A 19,377-nucleotide genomic window follows, 5' to 3' on the forward strand; every position below is an offset into this window, starting at 1 on the left:
CTCCTTACTTGTACGAGTGTGTCATTATACCGTCTCGAAGAATTCAAGCGGCTTGCTGTCTTTGGCCAGCGTAACGAATGCTTTCTTCCATTCGGTTGTATATCCGGAGTAGCGGCCATAGCGCTTCGGCTTGGCTGGTACGCGAAGCGTGTTCACGTTCGCTACTTTTACTTTGAAAATCGACTCAACGGCTTGCTTGATTTCCGTCTTGTTCGCACGGATATCGACTTCAAATACATATTTCAGGTCGTTCATCATGTCGGCTGTGCGTTCAGTGATGATAGGACGCTTAATGATATCGCGAGGGTCTTTCATTACGCGAACACCTCCTCTACCTTCTGAACCGCATCCTTCGTAATGATGAGCTTCTCATGGCGAAGAACGTCATATACGTTCACGCCGTCAGCCGCAACGAGCTTCACAGAAGGAATGTTGCGAGCGGAGAGTGCCACATTGTCATTGTACTCAGGCACAACGACCAAAGCTTTGCGGTCCACTTTCAGATTGTTCAAGATTGCAGCGAATTCCTTCGTCTTTGGCGCATTCATCGTCAATTGATCCAACACGATGATTTGCTCTGCCAGAACTTTGGAAGACAGCGCGGATTTGATTGCCAGACGGCGAACTTTCTTAGGAAGCTTATACGCATAGCTGCGTGGCGTAGGACCGAATACCGTACCGCCGCCTTTCCATTGTGGCGAACGAATGGATCCTTGACGCGCGCGTCCAGTTCCTTTTTGTTTCCAAGGCTTGCGGCCACCACCGCTAACTTCAGAACGGGTTTTAACTTTGTGCGTACCTTGACGCATCGATGCAAGCTGCATAACAACCGCATCATGAAGCACGTGCTTGTTCGGTTCGATGCCGAATACCGTGTCAGCCAGTTCGATCTCGCCGACTTGCGCACCGCTGATGTTGTATACTGCTACTTTTGGCATTCTGAGCTCCTCCTTTCCTTACGGATTACTTTTTAATTGCTTGTTTTACGTTAACGAAGCTGTTCTTCGGACCCGGAATGGAACCTTTTACGAGGATGACATTGCGTTCTGCATCCACTTTCACAACTTCGAGGTTTTGAATCGTTACGGTTTCGCTTCCCATGTGGCCTGGAAGGCGTTTGCCTTTAGGCACGCGGTTCGCTTGAATGGAACCCATGGAACCAGGACCGCGGTGATAACGGGAACCGTGAGCCATTGGTCCGCGGCTTTGTCCCCAGCGCTTGATTACGCCTGCGAATCCTTTACCTTTGGAGATACCTGTAACGTCAACGAATTCACCTTCTGCAAAGATGTCGGCCTTCAGCTCCTGGCCAACTTCATATTGAGAAAGATCCACACCACGAAGTTCTTTTACGTAGCGCTTAGGCGTTGTGTTAGCTTTCTTCGCGTGGCCGACTTCCGGCTTCGTCGATCTTTTTTCCTTTTTATCAGCATAGCCGATTTGGATAGCCTCATAACCGTCGTTCTCAACGTCTTTCTTTTGAAGAACGACGCAAGGACCTGCTTCGATAACAGTTACCGGCACAACGTTACCTTCAGCGGTAAACACTTGAGTCATGCCGAGCTTTTTACCTAAGATACCTTTCATGTTGACACCTCTTTTCGTTCCTTAATCCGAATCAATGTAATGCAAAGCTTACAGCTTAATTTCGATATCTACACCGGACGGCAAGTCCAGACGCATCAGCGCATCCACCGTTTGCGGCGTTGGATTCACGATGTCGATCAAGCGCTTGTGCGTGCGCATTTCGAACTGCTCGCGGGAATCCTTGTACTTGTGCACCGCACGAAGAATCGTGATAACTTGCTTCTCCGTTGGCAACGGGATTGGCCCGGATACTCCTGCACCGGAACGTTTTGCCGTCTCAACGATTTTCTCAGCGGATTGGTCAAGAATTCTGTGATCGTATGCTTTCAAGCGGATACGAATTTTTTGCTTTGCCATTTTAGTCCCTCCTTTTATCGCCCAATTTTGCATCGGACATACTCCGTGAAAATTTTCCGACCGCACCGCCATGGCAAAGGGGCCGGGTGTGTCGGTAACCTCTCACTTCATCGCAACGTCGACGAACAACATTCACTATTATAAAGAAATGTCCCGGCTTTTGCAAGCTTTTTTCATAACTGTTTTCGTATCCGTGCTTGCGAGGCCAAAACAGCATGAGATCCGGGTCTTAACGGGTTCTTCATCTGCCTTTTTCCCGTTCAATCTATTCATTTTCCCCTATATAATAGATAGACTTGCCACAGTGATTTCATTACAACTGAAGCGCCGTCTCATTCAGCCTCTCCGCCGAAGCGGCCACCTCATTCGTCGCTTGCCCGATGCTCTCCGTCATCGCCAGCAGCGCTTGCATTTCCCTCATGAAGCGGTCCAACTCCTCAACGCTCTGAACAGCCTGCCGCACAATGTCCCCGAACGCCTCCTTCGTCCCATCCGCCTGCTCATGCACGGCCGCGACATTATCCTTCACCAGCCCGATCCGGTGGACCACCGCGTTGGTAGCCAGCGTAGAATTGCCGATAAGCTCTTCAATATCGGATACGGTCTCCTTCGTATGAGCGGCCAGCTTGCTAACTTCCTTCGCGACGATGGCAAATCCGGCTCCCTGCGCTCCCGCCCTTGCGGCCTCAATGGAGGCATTTAGCGCCAGCAGCCCCGTCTGGTCGGCGATCTCCTTCACGGCGCCTACAATTGTACCGATTCGGAGCGATGTATTCTTCAATTCCGTGATCTGAGCATGCATCTCCTGCGCATTGTGATCGATATGCCGGATCCCATCCGAAAATTGAACGATTCGTTCCATCCCCCTGTGCGCCTTGTCCTGCGTCCGGGCGGCGGATTGTGTCGTCAAGACGATTTTGTCTTTCATCTCCAATCCCTGGCCCATGAACTGCCGTATCGTCTTATTCGTGCCGGCCGTCAAGCGGGCCAGCTCTCCGCTCAACTGCGCCACGCTTCCCTTCAGCTTCTCCTTCACCTCCTGGTAGCTCCGCTCCCGTTCCATCTGGCTGCGCTCTTCATACGCATGGACGACAAGCTGCAATTCCAGACTCAAGATCCGGTTCAGGGCAAGGATAGCTTCGATTCTCTTCGACTCCTCGCCGATATGGGCATGCAGCAAGGAAGTCAATTCATTCTGAAGATTTTGAAACGCGGCGATATACCATTTCGTGTCCAATCCGATCTGGCGATGCATCTCGGCGATTTTCAATCTCTTCATAATATAGGCCTGATCGATCCGTCCGTTGAACATCTCGCTAACATGCCGTTCCAGCGTCAACTGCAGTCGTTCTATCGTGCTATGGGCCATAATCATATCCCGAAGCTCGTGAATAGCGGTGATCTGGGAGTAAAAAATACGGGTAACCTTCTTCATATAAGGAAGAATATGAGGCTGAATGCGGCGGAGCAGGGTCAAATCGGCATCGGTCAGACCGATCAACCCGATTTGACGGTGCAGCGGATGGCCGGAAGGCAGGCGAATCTCTCCCGGCAGCGGTTGCTCGTCCTCATGCATGTTCCACCTGCCGCGCTGCGCCGCGGCAGACTTCGCGGCCGCCGACGAGCGTCTTCTATGTAAATGGGTTCTGAATCTTCTCCACATCTTGGTGCTTCTCATCCTTTCCCTGTCTCTTCGATGCGCGTACCGCTCTACGGAGTGCTCGATTTTTTCCTATAATATTGTACATTGCCGATCTATACAGATTATATAATCGATGTCATTCACAGCTTGGCGCATATCGTCAATTCCGTGAACGGCCAGGGAAAGGCTCGGACGCCCGCATGAAAAAGCCCTTCACTCCGAAGAGTGAAGGGCCGGGACTGCCGGCTCGCGCCGGCAGTTCATTATTTAATGATGGATGCAACCGCACCTGCGCCTACTGTACGGCCACCTTCGCGGATAGCGAAGCGAGTACCTTCTTCGATCGCGATAGGAGCGATCAGTTTTACAGTAACGGTGATGTTGTCGCCAGGCATAACCATTTCAGTGCCTTCTGGCAGTTCAATGATACCTGTTACGTCCGTTGTACGGAAGTAGAATTGTGGACGGTAGCCAGTGAAGAAAGGCTTATGACGGCCGCCTTCTTCTTTTGTCAAGACGTACACTTGAGCAGTGAACTCAGTGTGCGGCTTAACGGAGCCTGGCTTAGCCAATACTTGACCGCGCTCGATTTCTTTACGGTCAACACCGCGGAGCAATGCGCCGATGTTGTCGCCCGCTTGAGCGGAATCCAGAAGCTTACGGAACATTTCAACGCCCGTAACAACGGATTTTTTCGTTTCTTCTTGGATACCGACGATTTCGATCTCGTCGCCGACTTTAACCGTACCGCGCTCAACACGGCCAGTAGCAACCGTACCGCGGCCTGTGATGGAGAATACGTCCTCGACAGGCATCAGGAATGGTTTGTCAGTGTCGCGCTCTGGAGTCGGGATGTAAGAGTCGATTTGCTCGAACAGCTCGACGATTTTGTCAGCCCAAGGGCCGTCTGGGTTTTGCAGCGCTTCACGCGCAGAACCGCGAATGATTGGAGTGTCGTCGCCTGGGAATTCATATTCGCTCAGAAGGTCGCGAATTTCCATTTCTACCAGTTCGAGCAACTCTTCGTCTTCAACCATGTCGCATTTGTTCATGAATACGACGATGTAAGGTACGCCTACTTGGCGGGAGAGCAGGATGTGCTCACGAGTTTGCGGCATTGGGCCGTCTGCTGCGGATACGACGAGAATCGCGCCGTCCATTTGGGCAGCACCCGTGATCATGTTCTTAACGTAGTCGGCGTGACCTGGGCAGTCTACGTGTGCATAGTGACGAGTAGCGGACTCATACTCAACGTGGGACGTCGAGATTGTGATACCGCGCTCGCGCTCTTCTGGAGCTTTGTCGATTTGGTCGTAGGCGATTGCGCTGCCACCGCCATACTTTTTCGTCAATACTGTCGTGATTGCAGCTGTCAAAGTCGTTTTACCATGGTCAACGTGACCGATCGTACCGATGTTAACGTGCGGTTTCGTACGTTCAAACTTAGCCTTTGCCATTTGAACCAGTTCCTCCTTAATAAGTGGAATAAGTATGTTGCGGCGGGCACATGACGCGTCATGTGCGCCAGCCGTTGCAAACATCAAGTCGGCGAATTAGCCTTTGCTCTTCGAAATGATCTCTTCCGAGATATTCCGCGGAACTTCTTCATAGTGAGAGAGTTCCATCGAGAACACACCGCGTCCTTGCGTACCGGAACGAAGCGTTGTGGAATATCCGAACATCTCTGCGAGAGGCACCTTGGCACGGATAATCTGTGCGCCTGCACGGGAATCCATACCTTCGATGCGGCCGCGGCGGGAGTTCAGCATGCCCATTACGTCGCCCATGTACTCTTCTGGCACGGTAACTTCGACCTTCATGATTGGCTCGAGAAGAACAGGGTTACACTTGTCCTTCGCCGCTTTAAGCGCCATCGAACCGGCAATCTTAAACGCCATTTCACTGGAGTCGACATCGTGGTAAGAACCGTCGACGATCGTTGCTTTGATGTCTACGAGCGGATAACCGGCCAAGACACCGTTCTGCATCGCTTCTTCGATTCCCGCTTGTACCGGTGCGATGTATTCGCGCGGCACTACCCCACCGACGATCTTGTTCTCGAATGCAAATCCTGCGCCTGGCTCTTGTGGTGCGAACTCGATCCATACGTGACCGTATTGACCGCGACCACCGGACTGACGCACGAACTTACCTTCAACTCGTGCCGGTGTACGGAATGTTTCGCGATAAGCAACTTGCGGGTTACCGATATTCGTTTCTACTTTGAACTCGCGGCGCATACGGTCGATGATGACGTCAAGGTGAAGCTCACCCATACCGCCCAGGATCGTTTGACCTGTTTCTTCGTCCGTATGAGCGCGGAGCGTAGGATCCTCTTCCGTCAGCTTCGCGATAGCTACGCCAAGTTTGTCTTGGTCCGCTTTCGTCTTCGGCTCGACGGCAATGTGGATGACCGGCTCAGGGAAGTTCATCGATTCCAGAATAATCGGATTCTTCTCGTCGCACAGCGTGTCGCCTGTGCCCGTATCTTTCAAGCCAACAGCTGCTGCGATGTCGCCGGAGTAGACGATATCGATCTCTTCACGGCTGTTCGCGTGCATTTGCAGGATACGGCCGATGCGCTCGCGCTTGCCCTTCGTTGCATTCAGGACGTAAGAACCGGAGTTCAGTACGCCGGAGTATACGCGGAAGAATGTCAGCTTACCGACGTAAGGGTCTGTCATAATCTTGAACGCCAGTGCCGCGAACGGCTCTTCGTCCGAGGAATGACGAACCGCTTCCGTTCCGTCTTCGAGGTGGCCTTTGATATCAGGCACATCCAGCGGAGACGGCAGGTAGTCGACGACAGCGTCGATCATCATCTGAACGCCTTTGTTGCGGTAGGAAGAACCGCAGACAACCGGGAAGATTTGAACGGTGCATACCCCTTTGCGGAGAGCGGCTTTCAGTTCAGGAACTGTAATCTCTTCGCCTTCGAGGTATTTCATCATCAAGTCTTCGTCGAGTTCCGCAATCTTCTCAACCATTTCCTGACGGAGTTCTTCGGCTTGGTCTTTCAACTCTGCCGGAATTTCCGTCTCTTCGATTTCTTTTCCGAGATCGTCTTTGAAGATGTACGCTTTTTCCGTCATCAAATCGACGATACCTACGAAATCATTCTCTGCGCCGATAGGCAATTGAATCGCTACGGCATTCGCTTGCAGACGGTCTTTCATGGACTGGATGACGTTGAGGAAATCAGCGCCGATGATGTCCATTTTGTTGACGTAAGCAATACGAGGTACGCCGTAACGGTCAGCTTGACGCCATACCGTCTCGGATTGTGGCTCAACGCCTTCTTTTGCAGAGAAAACGCCTACGGCTCCGTCCAATACGCGAAGGGAACGCTCAACCTCTACCGTAAAGTCAACGTGGCCCGGAGTGTCGATAATGTTAACGCGGTGACCTTTCCATTGTGCGGTCGTTGCCGCCGATGTAATCGTAATACCGCGCTCTTGTTCTTGCTCCATCCAGTCCATTGTTGCGGAACCTTCGTGAGTTTCACCAATCTTATGGGTACGACCGGTGTAGAACAAAATACGCTCCGTTGTCGTTGTTTTACCGGCATCGATGTGAGCCATAATCCCGATATTACGCGTATTTGCCAAGGAGAACTGTCTTGCCATGGAGTGATCTCCCTTCAAATTGGGTTAGGTAACTCAATAATCGAGACCTGCTCAGCTGAATCCTACCAGCGGTAGTGAGCATACGCTTTGTTTGCTTCAGCCATTTTATGCGTATCTTCGCGCTTCTTAACAGCAGCGCCTGTGTTGTTGGAAGCATCGATAATCTCTGCTGCCAGACGTTCTTGCATGGTCTTCTCTCCGCGGTTGCGAGAGTAGTTGACCAACCAGCGCAATCCCAACGAAGTGCGGCGATCCGGCTTCACTTCGATAGGCACTTGATAGTTCGAACCGCCGACACGGCGAGCCTTAACTTCAAGGACCGGCATGATATTTTTCAGTGCCGCTTCAAACACTTCCATAGGATCTTTCCCCGTGCGTTCTTGAATGAGCGCGAAAGAATCATATAGAATTGTTTGAGCAACACCACGTTTACCGTCGATCATGATGCGGTTAATCAGGCGAGTAACCAGCTTGCTGTTATACACCGGATCCGGCAGCACGTCGCGCTTAGGAACTGGACCTTTGCGTGGCATGTGAATCCCCCTTTCCAAATAACTTCACAAGCAGAAGCGAGTCCGTCTTCCTCTCCCGAGGAAAGCGTCTCTTTCTGTAACGGAATAAGGTAGATTGTCTACCCTACTCCCGGTGATCGCGATTAGGATTTCTTCGCTTTCGGACGCTTCGTACCGTACTTGGAACGAGCTTGCATGCGGTTGTTCACCCCAGCAGTATCCAATGCACCGCGAACGATGTGGTAACGAACCCCTGGAAGGTCCTTAACCCGGCCCCCGCGCACGAGTACAACGCTGTGCTCTTGCAGGTTGTGGCCGATACCTCCGATGTAAGCAGTAACCTCAACACGGTTCGTCAAGCGAACACGGGCATACTTACGAAGTGCGGAGTTCGGTTTCTTCGGTGTCATCGTACCTACACGAGTGCAGACACCGCGTTTTTGAGGCGCGCTCAAATCCGTTTCTTCACGCTTCAGAGCGTTGTATCCTTTTTGCAAAGCTGGGGACTTGGATTTTGTTACTTTATCTTTGCGGCCTTTACGTACCAATTGGTTAATTGTTGGCATGTTGGCACCCCCTTCCTATAAGTTTCAACACCTTTTACAATTCATTCATTTAAGCCCACAGATCCAGGTGGTTCATAAATGAACAAATGAAATGTTTTTGCCATAGGACTTCCCCCGACAAAAACAATAGGTTTGCTTATGAATTCGTGTTGACGACAGCCACTGCAGCCGCGCCGACCTCGATGCCGCACGCCTTGCCAAGCTCGCGCATCGTCTGGACATACGTCAGCTTGATGCCCTGCTTCTCGCACAGCGCGATAATCTTCGAAGTCACCCGCGCGTCGGCGTCTTCCGCCACGTATACTTCGGCGGCCAGGCCTTGCTCTACCATCTTCAGTGTCTGCTTGGTCCCAATCTTGATCTTCTCATCCTGTAACCCTTTATCATAAGACATGAATCATGTTCCTCCAAAAGTACAGGTCATTGCCTTGGGCACACTACGATATAGTAGCACTTTCGATTTCATGTGTCAAGAAATTATTTTTAGTTGAATGATAGCCCCAACACGGCACCGTGAAGCATGCCGCCAGGCCGTCCCTCAACGGGCCCGGCCGGCGGCATGTTGCACGCACGATTCTATTATTCGGCGACGCCGACACCGGCGGCGTCCAGCGCTTCTTCCGTCTCTTCTTCCATCAGCGGGTTGATCAGCTTCACGCTGCGGTAGCGGTTCATGCCCGTACCTGCCGGGATCAGCTTCCCGATAATGACATTCTCCTTCAGGCCGAGCAACTGGTCGACCTTGCCCTTGATGGCGGCGTCGGTCAGGACACGCGTCGTCTCCTGGAACGATGCGGCCGACAGGAAGGAATCGGTCTCCAGCGACGCCTTCGTGATACCGAGCAGCACCGGCTTCGCGACAGCCGGCTCTTTGCCGGACAGGATCGCTTCCTTGTTCGCCGCTTCGTACTCATGAAGGTCGACGTACGAGCCAGGCAGAAGTGTCGTATCTCCCGCGTCGACGATGCGGATCTTCCGCAGCATCTGCTTAATCATTACCTCAACGTGCTTGTCGTTGATTTCTACCCCTTGGTTCCGGTATACGCGCTGAACTTCCTGAAGAATGTAGTTCTGCACGCCGCGGATACCTTTGATGCGCAGCATCTCTTTCGGATCGATGGAGCCGTCCGTAATCTCGTCCCCGGCCTCGATAGCCATGCCTTCGGTGACACGGATGCGGGAGCCGTACGTAACGGAGTATACTTTGGTCTCCGCTTCGCCTTGAACCTCTACCTCGCGGCGGTCCTTCGCTTCGCGGATCTCTTTGACGACGCCGTCGATCTCGGAAATAATCGCTTGCCCCTTCGGATTGCGCGCCTCGAACAACTCCTGGATACGCGGCAAACCTTGGGTAATATCGTCTCCGGCGACGCCCCCGGTATGGAACGTACGCATCGTGAGCTGGGTTCCCGGCTCACCGATCGATTGCGCGGCGATAATGCCGACCGCTTCCCCGATCTCCACGTGCTTGCCTGTCGCCAGGTTGCGGCCGTAGCAGATTTTGCAGACGCCGTGACGGGCGCGGCAGCTCAGCACGGAGCGAATCATCAGCTTCTTCACGCCAGCCTTGACGATCGCTTCGGCCTTGTCGGTATCGATGAGCTCGTTCCGGTTCACGAGCACTTCGCCCGTCTCCGGATGACGCACCGTCTCGAACGAATAACGTCCTTCGATGCGGTCATACAAGCCTTCGATGACTTCCTTCCCGTCGGAAATATTGCTGACGAGGAAGCCTTTGTCCGTGCCGCAATCGTCCTCGCGCACGATTACGTCCTGCGCGACGTCGACGAGACGGCGGGTCAAGTAACCCGAGTCCGCCGTACGGAGGGCGGTGTCCGCGAGACCTTTCCGCGCGCCGTGCGTCGAGATGAAGTACTCCAAGACGGTAAGGCCTTCGCGGAAGTTCGATTTGATTGGCAATTCAATAATCCGTCCGGACGGGTTCGCCATGAGACCGCGCATCCCGCCGAGCTGGGTAATCTGCGATTTGTTACCCCGCGCCTTGGAATCGACCATGAGCATGATGGAGTTGTAGCGATCCATCGATTTCATGAGGATATCCGTGATGCGGTCCTTCGTATCCGACCAGATCTCGATGACGCGGTCATACCGCTCGTCGTTCGTAATCAGACCGCGACGGTATTGATTCGTAATTACCTTGACCTTCTCTTCGGACTCCTTGAGAATCTCCGCCTTCTCCTGCGGCACGATAACGTCCGCTACAGCGATAGTAATCCCTGCGCGGGTGGAGTAGGTGAAGCCAATCTGCTTGATGCGGTCCAGGATGACCGAAGTCAGCGTCGTATGGAAAATATCGAAGCAGCGGGCAATAATTTGACCGAGATAGTCTTTGCCTACCGCGCCCGATTGCGGAATGCTCTGGAGAATCTCCGGAATATTCGCGCCTTTCTCATGGATAAAGTAGAGATCCGGCGTTCCCTCGAACAAGTTGCGCTTGGTCGGCTCGTTGATATAAGGGAATTCCGGCGGGAATATTTCATTGAAAATGATACGTCCCACCGTCGTCACGAGCAGCGCTTCCTGCTGCTTCTCCGTGAACGAGGTCTTGTTCAGCGCCCGGGCCGGAATGACGACGCGCGCATGCAAGGAGGCCGTTCCGCGCTGGTAGGCGGATACCGCTTCATTGACAGAGGCGAAGATCATGCCGGAGCCTTTCGCTTCCTTGTTGTCCATCGTCAGGTAGAACGATCCTAGAACCATATCCTGAGATGGCGTAACGACCGGCTTGCCGTCTTTCGGGTTCAAGATATTGCCGGATGCCAGCATGAGCAGGCGCGCTTCCGCCTGCGCTTCCGCGGACAACGGCACGTGAACCGCCATCTGGTCGCCGTCGAAGTCGGCGTTGTACGCCGTACAGACGAGCGGGTGAAGACGGATCGCGCGGCCTTCGACCAGAATCGGCTCGAACGCCTGGATGCCGAGACGGTGAAGCGTAGGAGCGCGGTTCAACAGAACCGGATGCTCGCGGATCACTTCTTCAAGGACGTCCCATACTTCCGGACTGACGCGCTCGACTTTGCGTTTCGCGCTCTTGATGTTATGCGCCAAGCCTTTGTTCACGAGCTCTTTCATAACGAAAGGCTTGAACAGCTCCAGGGCCATTTCCTTCGGCAGACCGCATTGATACATCTTCAAATACGGGCCGACAACGATAACGGAACGTCCGGAATAGTCAACGCGCTTCCCGAGCAGGTTCTGACGGAAGCGGCCTTGTTTCCCTTTGAGCATATGGCTGAGCGACTTGAGCGGACGGTTCCCCGGTCCGGTAACCGGACGGCCGCGGCGCCCGTTGTCAATCAGGGCATCAACGGCTTCCTGAAGCATCCGCTTCTCGTTCTGCACGATGATGTCCGGCGCGCCCAGATCGAGCAGCCGCTTGAGGCGGTTGTTCCGGTTGATGACGCGGCGGTACAGATCGTTCAAGTCCGAGGTCGCGAAGCGTCCGCCGTCCAATTGAACCATCGGACGAAGCTCCGGCGGAATAACCGGGAGCACATCGAGGATCATCCACTCCGGCGCATTGCCCGAATTGCGGAACGCCTCGATGACTTCCAGACGCTTAATCGCGCGGTTGCGGCGTTGGCCTTGAGCCGTGCGAAGCTCTTCCTTCAGCATCGTCAGCTCTTTTTCCACGTCCAGATCCTGCAGCAGCTTCTTGACCGCTTCCGCGCCCATGCCGGCCTGGAATGCATGGCCGTACTTCTCGCGGTAGCTGCGGTATTCCTTCTCCGACAGCAATTGCTTTTTCTCCAGCGGCGTATCGCCCGGATCCGTCACCACATAGGAGGCGAAGTAAATAATCTCTTCCAGCGAGCGGGGCGACATGTCGAGGGCCAAGCCCATCCGGCTCGGAATGCCCTTGAAATACCAGATATGCGAGACCGGAGCGGCCAATTCGATATGGCCCATCCGTTCGCGGCGCACTTTCTGGCGCGTGACTTCAACGCCGCATCGATCACAGACGACGCCTTTGTAGCGCACCCGCTTATACTTGCCGCAGTGACATTCCCAGTCTTTCGTCGGTCCGAAGATCTTCTCGCAGAACAGGCCTTCTTTTTCCGGCTTGAGCGTGCGGTAGTTGATTGTCTCCGGCTTCTTGACTTCGCCACGAGACCAAGAGCGAATCTTGTCGGGAGAGGCGAGCCCAATCTTCATATATTCAAAATTGTTGACGTCCATCAAGGAGCGACCCTCCTTAATTTGTACTAGAGTTCGCCGCTGTTCACTTCACACAGGAGCGGCAGGCTGTGTTCCAATCTATAGGGGCTGACGGTGGCCGGCAGCGGCTGTATTCAGCGCGGCTTCCGGCCACCGTCGATACCAACGTGTCCTGATGCAGTTGCGGCGGCTTATTCCGCCACGTATTCGTCATCCATGCCAAGGTTCAGCTTGTCTTGCGGCATATCATCGTCATCGTCGAATTCGCGCATTTCGATTTCTTCCTCGTTCTCCGTCAAAATCTTGACATCCATACCCAAGCTTTGCAGCTCTTTGATCAAGACCTTGAAGGACTCTGGAACACCCGGCTCCGGCACATTCTCGCCCTTGACAATCGATTCATACGTCTTCACCCGGCCGACAACGTCATCGGATTTGACGGTAAGGATCTCTTGCAGCGTGTAAGCTGCGCCGTAAGCTTCAAGAGCCCACACCTCCATCTCGCCGAAGCGCTGTCCGCCGAACTGGGCTTTACCGCCGAGCGGCTGCTGCGTAACGAGCGAGTAAGGACCTGTGGAACGGGCGTGAATCTTGTCGTCAACCATGTGCGCGAGCTTAATCATGTACATGACGCCGACCGTCACTTCACGCTCGAACGGTTCGCCTGTGCGGCCATCGTACAGGATCGTCTTGCCGTTGCGCTGCATGCCGGCTTCTTCCATCGTGTCGAATACGTCGTACTCGGTCGCTCCGTCGAAGACCGGCGTAGCCATATGCATGCCGAGGTACCGAGCCGCCATGCCCAAGTGAACCTCGAGCACCTGACCGATGTTCATCCGGGAAGGAACGCCGAGCGGGTTCAATACGACTTGAACCGGCGTGCCATCCGGCAGGAACGGCATATCCTCTTCCGGTAGAATGCGGGCGATGACCCCTTTATTACCGTGGCGTCCCGCCATTTTATCCCCTTCGGATATTTTCCGCTTTTGGGCAATATAAGCACGTACCAGTTGGTTGACGCCTGGAGGCAGCTCATCGCCGTTCTCCCGCGTGAACACCTTCACGTCAACGACAATCCCGTCGGTTCCGTGCGGAACCCGCAGGGACGTGTCGCGCACCTCCCGCGCTTTTTCGCCGAAGATCGCGTGCAGGAGACGCTCTTCCGCCGTCAGCTCGGTAACCCCTTTTGGCGTTACTTTACCGACGAGGATGTCGCCGGCCTTGATCTCGGCGCCGACACGGATAATGCCGCGCTCGTCGAGATTCTTCAGCGCTTCTTCCCCGACGTTCGGGATATCGCGCGTAATCTCTTCCGGCCCCAGCTTCGTGTCGCGGGCTTCCGACTCGTACTCCTCGATATGAATCGAAGTGTAGACGTCTTCTTTGACCAATTTCTCGGACAGCAGAATCGCGTCCTCGTAGTTGTAGCCTTCCCAAGTCATGAAGGCAACGACAACGTTGCGGCCCAGCGCCAGTTCACCCATCTCCGTGGACGGACCGTCCGCCAAAATATCGCCTTTCTTGACGATATCGCCTTTCTTCGCCAGCGGGCGCTGGTTAATGCAGGTTCCTTGGTTGGAACGCATGAACTTTTGCAATTTATATTTGACGAGGTCACCCTTGACCTCTTTGCCGTCAATCATTTCAATGCGGCGGACTTGAATCTCGTTCGCCGTTACGCGCTCCACGATGCCGTCCACTTTGGACACGATGCAGACACCGGAGTCCTTCGCGGACTTGTGCTCCATTCCGGTCCCGACGAACGGCGCTTCCGGCACCAGCAGAGGCACCGCTTGCCGCTGCATGTTGGAACCCATCAGCGCACGGTTGGAGTCGTCGTTCTCCAGGAACGGAATCAACGCGGTCGCAACCGACACGACCTGCTTCGGCGAGACGTCCATATAGTCGACGCGTTCGCTTGGCATCGTCAAAATATTGTCGGACTGCTTGTTGTAGCGGACGATAACCATATCGTCCTGGAACGAGCCGTCTTCATTCAACAGCGCGTTCGCCTGGGCGATGACGTAGTTGTCTTCCTCATCCGCCGTCATATAATCAATCTGTTCCGTGACCTTGCCGGTCTTCGGATCGACCCAACGATACGGCGCTTCGATGAAGCCGTACTCGTTGACGCGAGCGAAGGTGGACAAGGAGTTGATCAGACCGATGTTCGGACCTTCCGGCGTCTCGATCGGACACATCCGCCCATAGTGCGAATGGTGGACGTCGCGGACTTCGAAGCCCGCGCGTTCCCGCGTCAAACCGCCCGGTCCGAGCGCGGACAGACGGCGCTTGTGCGTCAATTCCGCCAGCGGGTTCGTCTGGTCCATGAACTGGGACAGCTGCGAGCTGCCGAAGAACTCCTTGATCGAGGCGATGACCGGACGGATATTAATCAGCGCTTGCGGCGTAATGACGCTCGCATCCTGGATGGACATCCGCTCGCGGACGACGCGTTCCATCCGGGACAGACCAATCCGGAACTGGTTCTGCAGCAATTCGCCGACCGAACGGAGACGGCGGTTGCCCAGATGGTCGATATCATCCGTGCTGCCGATTCCGTGCAGCAGGTTGATGAAATAGTTGATCGAGGAGATGATATCGGCCGGCGTAATGTTCTTCACCGATTTATCGATGTTGCCGTTGGAAATAACCTTGATGACCTTGCCTTCTTCCATCGGCGAGAACACGCTGATAACCTGCATCGGAATATCATCGGACTCCAACACTCCGCCTGCGACGTGATATGTCTTGAAGCCGACGCCGCTCTCCAGGCGCGGCATGATCTCATCCAGCAAGCGGCGGTCGATCATTTGCCCTGCTTCCGCCACGATCTCGCCCGTCTCCGCATCGAACAGCGTCTCGGCGAGGCGCTGGTTGAAGAGACGGTTCTTGATATGAAGCTTTTTATTAATCTTGTACCGGCCCACGTTGGCCAGATCATAACGTTTAGGATCGAAGAAACGTGCGATGAGCAAGCTTCTCGCATTATCCAATGTCGGCGGTTCACCCGGACGCAGGCGCTCATAGATTTCGATCAGCGCTTTTTCCGTAGAATCGGTATTGTCCTTGTCCAGGGTGTTCCGGATGTATTCATCCTGTCCAAGCAGCTCCAAAATCTGCTCGTCCGTACCGAAGCCCAAGGCGCGAAGAAGGACGGTGACCGGAATCTTCCGCGTGCGGTCAATACGGACATAGATGATGTCCTTGGCGTCCGTCTCCAGCTCAAGCCAGGCCCCGCGGTTCGGGATGACGGTTGCCGTATATGTCTTCTTCCCGTTCTTGTCGACTTTCGTACTGAAATAGACACTTGGGGAGCGAACCAACTGGCTGACAATAACACGTTCCGCACCGTTGATGATGAACGTGCCTGTCTCCGTCATGAGCGGGAAATCACCCATAAACACTTCTTGCTCTTTGACTTCTCCGGTCTCTTTATTGAGGAGACGCACCTTGACCCGGAGCGGTGCTGCATACGTTACATCGCGTTCCTTCGATTCATCGACCGAATACTTAGGCTCGCCCAAGCTGTAATCGATAAACTCCAGAACCAAGTTACCCGTGAAATCCTGAATCGGCGAAATGTCTTGGAACATCTCACGCAATCCTTCGTCCAAAAACCATTCGTACGATTTCTGTTGGATTTCAATCAAGTTCGGGACTTCGAGTACCTCTTTGATGCGCGCGTAGCTGCGCCGAGTGCGTCGACCATACTGAACAAGATGTCCTGCCAACTTTAACTCACCCCTCATGTCTACTCACAAAAATTGGATTGCGAATCCTTTTCGATATCCTTTATAATAAAGTCCACGAAAGAGACTCTGAAAACGAGAAAATGGGTTGATCAAACAAAAAGAAAAACGTACGCTCACGATAAAACGCCTTTTCCGATGGACGCCGTTTCCCCGTGCCGTCGTTTCCTGTTGTAGAACATCCTTCATATCCGATAGACTTGCCCAAAATGTAAACATTATACTTCATTTCACGAAAATGTATTCGTCTTTTCAAAAAAAAGCTTGACATTTTGGTCATGTAAAGACATGAAGGCCATCCTAATACTGACATTTTATAATAATACCATAATGGGCATGCCGAGTCAACGTCGAATTTAAACTATTCTTTGACAGCCCGATAGATGCGGTACCCCTTCTCTTTGGCGACCAACTCCACTTGCTCCTCGCCGAACAGCTCCCGCAGCTTGGCTTCCGCGGAAGGCGCCCCCTGCTTCTTCTGAATGACGATCCACAGCGCTCCTCTAGCATTCAAATGTCCCTGTGATTGTTCAAAAATCCGGTGCACGACTTCTTTGCCTGCCCGTATCGGCGGGTTCGTCAAAATGACGTCGAAGGTTGACGAGCCGATGCCGTTCAATCCGTCGCTCTTCAGCACCGTCACATTGGTTATGGCGTTCCGCTCCGCATTTTCCCGGGTCAGCTCCAGCGCCCGTTCATTCACATCCACCATTGTCACATGCCCCTGTGGAGCAAGCTTGGCGGCCGCCATTCCGATCGGGCCATAGCCGCAGCCGACGTCAAGCACCTGTGCGCCGTCCGGAATGTCCATATGTTCGATCAGCACGCGGCTTCCGAAGTCAACTCCGCCCTTCGAGAACACGCCTGCATCCGACACGAACTGCAGCGTATGCCCGCGCAGCTCCGTCTTCCAATACTGCCGATCATGCGGCGTATCCGGCCGGTGACTATAATAATGTCCCGTCAACTTCCGTCCTCCTTCCTCTGCGTTCAAAGTGCTGCTGTTCATTGGCTAAGATGCGCTAGCCTCTGTGATGCTATCCCGGTCCTCTGTCCTGGGCCCCAAGGAGGCGGCAAGGACAGGCGCTTCGTGACGTCGTATCCTAGACAACGAACCCCTTGAATATTCTTCAAGGGGTTCCGCACTTCAGCAAGCAAATACTATTTCAGTTCTACAGTTGCGCCAGCTTCTTCGAGCTTCGCTTTTACTGCTTCTGCTTCTTCTTTGCTTACTTTTTCTTTCAATGGCTTTGGTGCGTTGTCTACGAGATCTTTCGCTTCTTTCAGGCCGAGACCTGTGATTTCGCGAACGACTTTGATGACGTTGATTTTGCCAGCGCCTGGGTTCGTCAGAATTACGTCGAATTCGGATTGCTCAGCTGCGCCAGCATCGCCAGCACCGCCAGCCATAACTGCCACAGGAGCTGCAGCGGTTACGCCGAATTCTTCTTCGATTGCTTTAACCAGGTCGTTCAGTTCCAATACGGACATGCCTTTGATGGCTTCCAAGATTTGCTCTTTGCTCATGGTTAAACCTCCATATTCATAGTAAGTGATAGTAGTAAATGTTCACGTCCCCGGATGGGCACGGAAGTCTCTTACGCTTCTGCTTCTTGCTTCTCTGCGACCGCCTTGACGGCGAGTGCGAAGTTGCGCATAGGCGCTTGGAGCACGCTGAGCAACATGGACAGCAAACCTTCGCGGGAAGGCAGCTCGGCCAGTGCTTTGATCTGAGCTACATCGACAACGCGGCCTTCGACCACGCCACCTTTGATCTCAAGAGCGTCATTCTTCTTCGCAAAATCATTCAAAATCTTCGCAGGAGCTACTGCGTCTTCCGGGCTGAAAGCGATAGCCGTCGGTCCGGACAACACTTGATCCAGCTCAGTCAATTCCGCTTCCGCTGTCGCGCGGCGAACCATCGTGTTCTTCAACACTTGGAACTCGATGCCCGCTTCGCGAAGCTGCTTGCGAAGTTCAGTCACTTGAGACACGTTCAAACCACGATAGTCGGCAACAACCGTCGTTACGCTGCCACGCAGTTTCTCTGCGATTACTTTCACTTCTTGCTGTTTCGCTTCGATAACTTTTGCGTTTGCCACTCGATCCACCTCCTACAAGTTCTTATCTAACCGCATCCTGGACTATTATGTTCTGCCTACACGAGCATAAGAAAAGCCTCTGCAGCAATCTACAGAGGCATCACGAATGCAGCGGCGCCTGATCACGCATGTTCCCATGCGCCACCGCATCTTCTATTTCGAACACCTCGGTAGGAGATTAAGCCTTACGGCACCTACTGTCTATGGTACGATTATTCATTTTCAACATACGCGCGAATCTCACAACCTCATTAGAATACCATAGATGGCTAACCGGTGTCAACCTTAACTATAGCAGACCAACAATGCGAGAGACTGTCAAACTTAGCGGTAGTTCGCCGTGTTCACGCGTACGGCAGGTCCCATCGTGGAAGATACCGCGATGTTCTTCATGTATACGCCTTTGGCTGCTGCCGGCTTCGCACGGTTCAGCGCGTCGATGAGTGCTTTCAGGTTTTCATTCAACTGTTCAGCACTGAAGGACGCTTTTCCGATAGGCGCATGAATTTGGCCCGCTCTGTCCAGACGGTACTCGATTTTACCCGCTTTGATCTCTTGGATCGCCTTGGCAACATCGAATGTAACCGTGCCGGCTTTCGGGTTAGGCATCAGGCCTTTACCGCCGAGGATACGGCCCAATTTACCTACTTCGCTCATCATGTCCGGTGTTGCCACGCAGACATCGAAGTCGAACCAGCCTTGCTGGATTTTGTTGATCATGTCCTGATCACCTACAAAATCAGCGCCAGCCGCTTCCGCTTCTTTCGCTTTTTCGCCTTTTGCAAAGACGAGAACGCGTTTCGTCTTACCTGTTCCGTGAGGAAGCACAACTACCCCACGCACGTTTTGGTCCTGTTTGCGCGGGTCAACGCCCAGGCGCACAGCAACTTCAACGGTTTCGTCAAATTTAGCCGTAGCCGACTTTTTCACCAATTCAATGGCTTCCGCCGGCTCATAAGTTGCATCTCTATCGATCAACTTCGCGGCTTCTTCATACTTCTTGCCACGTTTTGCCATGATTTTGTTCCTCCTTCGTGGTAATAGCGGTTGGACC

The 19,377-nt window shown here is 53.5% G+C and carries 16 protein-coding genes and 1 other annotated feature; all 16 genes read right to left on the reverse strand.

All coding sequences use genetic code 11. The features are described 5' to 3' along the window. Positions 1 to 24 precede the first annotated feature (24 nt). Positions 25 to 315: a 50S ribosomal protein L23 gene (gene rplW, locus L6439_RS24905; RefSeq protein ID WP_006676493.1), complete on the reverse strand. Its 291-nt coding sequence runs from the start codon at positions 313 to 315 to the stop codon at positions 25 to 27. After that, entirely contained in the window at positions 315 to 938 is a 624-nt protein-coding gene (gene rplD, locus L6439_RS24910) for a 50S ribosomal protein L4 (RefSeq protein WP_006676492.1), read from the reverse strand. The genes rplW and rplD overlap by 1 nt, the downstream gene beginning before the upstream one ends. A gap of 25 nt (positions 939 to 963) precedes the next feature. Then, positions 964 to 1,587 carry a 50S ribosomal protein L3 gene (gene rplC / locus L6439_RS24915; RefSeq protein ID WP_168182395.1) on the reverse strand — a complete coding sequence of 208 codons (624 nt, stop codon included), beginning with the start codon at positions 1,585 to 1,587 and terminating at the stop codon, positions 964 to 966. 48 nt (positions 1,588 to 1,635) lie between these two features. Then, the gene (gene rpsJ, locus L6439_RS24920) at positions 1,636 to 1,944 is read right to left on the reverse strand and encodes a 30S ribosomal protein S10 (protein ID WP_006676490.1); all 309 of its coding nucleotides are present in this window, start codon (positions 1,942 to 1,944) and stop codon (positions 1,636 to 1,638) included. A gap of 313 nt (positions 1,945 to 2,257) precedes the next feature. Continuing rightward, on the reverse strand, positions 2,258 to 3,607 hold the full coding sequence (locus L6439_RS24925; protein WP_237096637.1) for a globin-coupled sensor protein: 1,350 nt from the start codon (positions 3,605 to 3,607) through the stop codon (positions 2,258 to 2,260). A 242-nt stretch (positions 3,608 to 3,849) separates the two neighbouring features. Then, entirely contained in the window at positions 3,850 to 5,043 is a 1,194-nt protein-coding gene (tuf, locus tag L6439_RS24930; RefSeq protein WP_168182396.1) for an elongation factor Tu, read from the reverse strand. Between the two features lie 96 nt (positions 5,044 to 5,139). Next, on the reverse strand, positions 5,140 to 7,212 hold the full coding sequence (gene fusA, locus L6439_RS24935; RefSeq protein WP_213471534.1) for an elongation factor G: 2,073 nt from the start codon (positions 7,210 to 7,212) through the stop codon (positions 5,140 to 5,142). 62 nt (positions 7,213 to 7,274) lie between these two features. Beyond that, the gene (rpsG, locus tag L6439_RS24940) at positions 7,275 to 7,745 is read right to left on the reverse strand and encodes a 30S ribosomal protein S7 (RefSeq protein WP_006284340.1); all 471 of its coding nucleotides are present in this window, start codon (positions 7,743 to 7,745) and stop codon (positions 7,275 to 7,277) included. 122 nt (positions 7,746 to 7,867) lie between these two features. Then, a complete protein-coding gene (gene rpsL / locus L6439_RS24945) occupies positions 7,868 to 8,290 on the reverse strand; it encodes a 30S ribosomal protein S12 (RefSeq protein ID WP_143802307.1) in 423 nt (140 codons plus the stop codon). A 136-nt stretch (positions 8,291 to 8,426) separates the two neighbouring features. After that, on the reverse strand, positions 8,427 to 8,684 hold the full coding sequence (locus L6439_RS24950; RefSeq protein ID WP_168182398.1) for a ribosomal L7Ae/L30e/S12e/Gadd45 family protein: 258 nt from the start codon (positions 8,682 to 8,684) through the stop codon (positions 8,427 to 8,429). Between the two features lie 185 nt (positions 8,685 to 8,869). After that, positions 8,870 to 12,493, reverse strand: coding sequence for a DNA-directed RNA polymerase subunit beta' (gene rpoC, locus L6439_RS24955; RefSeq protein ID WP_168182399.1), 3,624 nt, complete (start codon positions 12,491 to 12,493; stop codon positions 8,870 to 8,872). A 167-nt stretch (positions 12,494 to 12,660) separates the two neighbouring features. After that, on the reverse strand, positions 12,661 to 16,203 hold the full coding sequence (gene rpoB / locus L6439_RS24960) for a DNA-directed RNA polymerase subunit beta (RefSeq protein ID WP_168182400.1): 3,543 nt from the start codon (positions 16,201 to 16,203) through the stop codon (positions 12,661 to 12,663). A gap of 379 nt (positions 16,204 to 16,582) precedes the next feature. After that, complete coding sequence (locus L6439_RS24965) at positions 16,583 to 17,188, reverse strand: class I SAM-dependent methyltransferase (protein ID WP_172879077.1); 606 nt, start codon at positions 17,186 to 17,188, stop codon at positions 16,583 to 16,585. A gap of 194 nt (positions 17,189 to 17,382) precedes the next feature. Next, a complete protein-coding gene (gene rplL, locus L6439_RS24970) occupies positions 17,383 to 17,748 on the reverse strand; it encodes a 50S ribosomal protein L7/L12 (RefSeq protein ID WP_168182402.1) in 366 nt (121 codons plus the stop codon). Between the two features lie 71 nt (positions 17,749 to 17,819). Next, the gene (gene rplJ / locus L6439_RS24975) at positions 17,820 to 18,323 is read right to left on the reverse strand and encodes a 50S ribosomal protein L10 (protein WP_168182403.1); all 504 of its coding nucleotides are present in this window, start codon (positions 18,321 to 18,323) and stop codon (positions 17,820 to 17,822) included. 60 nt (positions 18,324 to 18,383) lie between these two features. Continuing rightward, positions 18,384 to 18,548 (reverse strand) — a sequence feature (ribosomal protein L10 leader region). 99 nt (positions 18,549 to 18,647) lie between these two features. Continuing rightward, complete coding sequence (gene rplA / locus L6439_RS24980) at positions 18,648 to 19,340, reverse strand: 50S ribosomal protein L1 (RefSeq protein WP_168182404.1); 693 nt, start codon at positions 19,338 to 19,340, stop codon at positions 18,648 to 18,650. Positions 19,341 to 19,377: the final 37 nt, after the last annotated feature.

The sequence above is a fragment of the Paenibacillus dendritiformis genome (genome assembly GCF_021654795.1).
In the GTDB taxonomy this organism is placed as follows: domain Bacteria; phylum Bacillota; class Bacilli; order Paenibacillales; family Paenibacillaceae; genus Paenibacillus_B.

Coding starts and splice junctions, on each gene's coding strand:
- rplW (WP_006676493.1), bottom strand. CDS start 315: ATGAAAGACCCTCGCGATATCATTAAGCGTCCTATCATCACTGAACGC.
- rplD (WP_006676492.1), bottom strand. CDS start 938: ATGCCAAAAGTAGCAGTATACAACATCAGCGGTGCGCAAGTCGGCGAG.
- rplC (WP_168182395.1), bottom strand. CDS start 1,587: ATGAAAGGTATCTTAGGTAAAAAGCTCGGCATGACTCAAGTGTTTACC.
- rpsJ (WP_006676490.1), bottom strand. CDS start 1,944: ATGGCAAAGCAAAAAATTCGTATCCGCTTGAAAGCATACGATCACAGA.
- L6439_RS24925 (WP_237096637.1), bottom strand. CDS start 3,607: ATGTGGAGAAGATTCAGAACCCATTTACATAGAAGACGCTCGTCGGCG.
- tuf (WP_168182396.1), bottom strand. CDS start 5,043: ATGGCAAAGGCTAAGTTTGAACGTACGAAACCGCACGTTAACATCGGT.
- fusA (WP_213471534.1), bottom strand. CDS start 7,212: ATGGCAAGACAGTTCTCCTTGGCAAATACGCGTAATATCGGGATTATG.
- rpsG (WP_006284340.1), bottom strand. CDS start 7,745: ATGCCACGCAAAGGTCCAGTTCCTAAGCGCGACGTGCTGCCGGATCCG.
- rpsL (WP_143802307.1), bottom strand. CDS start 8,290: ATGCCAACAATTAACCAATTGGTACGTAAAGGCCGCAAAGATAAAGTA.
- L6439_RS24950 (WP_168182398.1), bottom strand. CDS start 8,684: ATGTCTTATGATAAAGGGTTACAGGATGAGAAGATCAAGATTGGGACC.
- rplL (WP_168182402.1), bottom strand. CDS start 17,748: ATGAGCAAAGAGCAAATCTTGGAAGCCATCAAAGGCATGTCCGTATTG.
- rplA (WP_168182404.1), bottom strand. CDS start 19,340: ATGGCAAAACGTGGCAAGAAGTATGAAGAAGCCGCGAAGTTGATCGAT.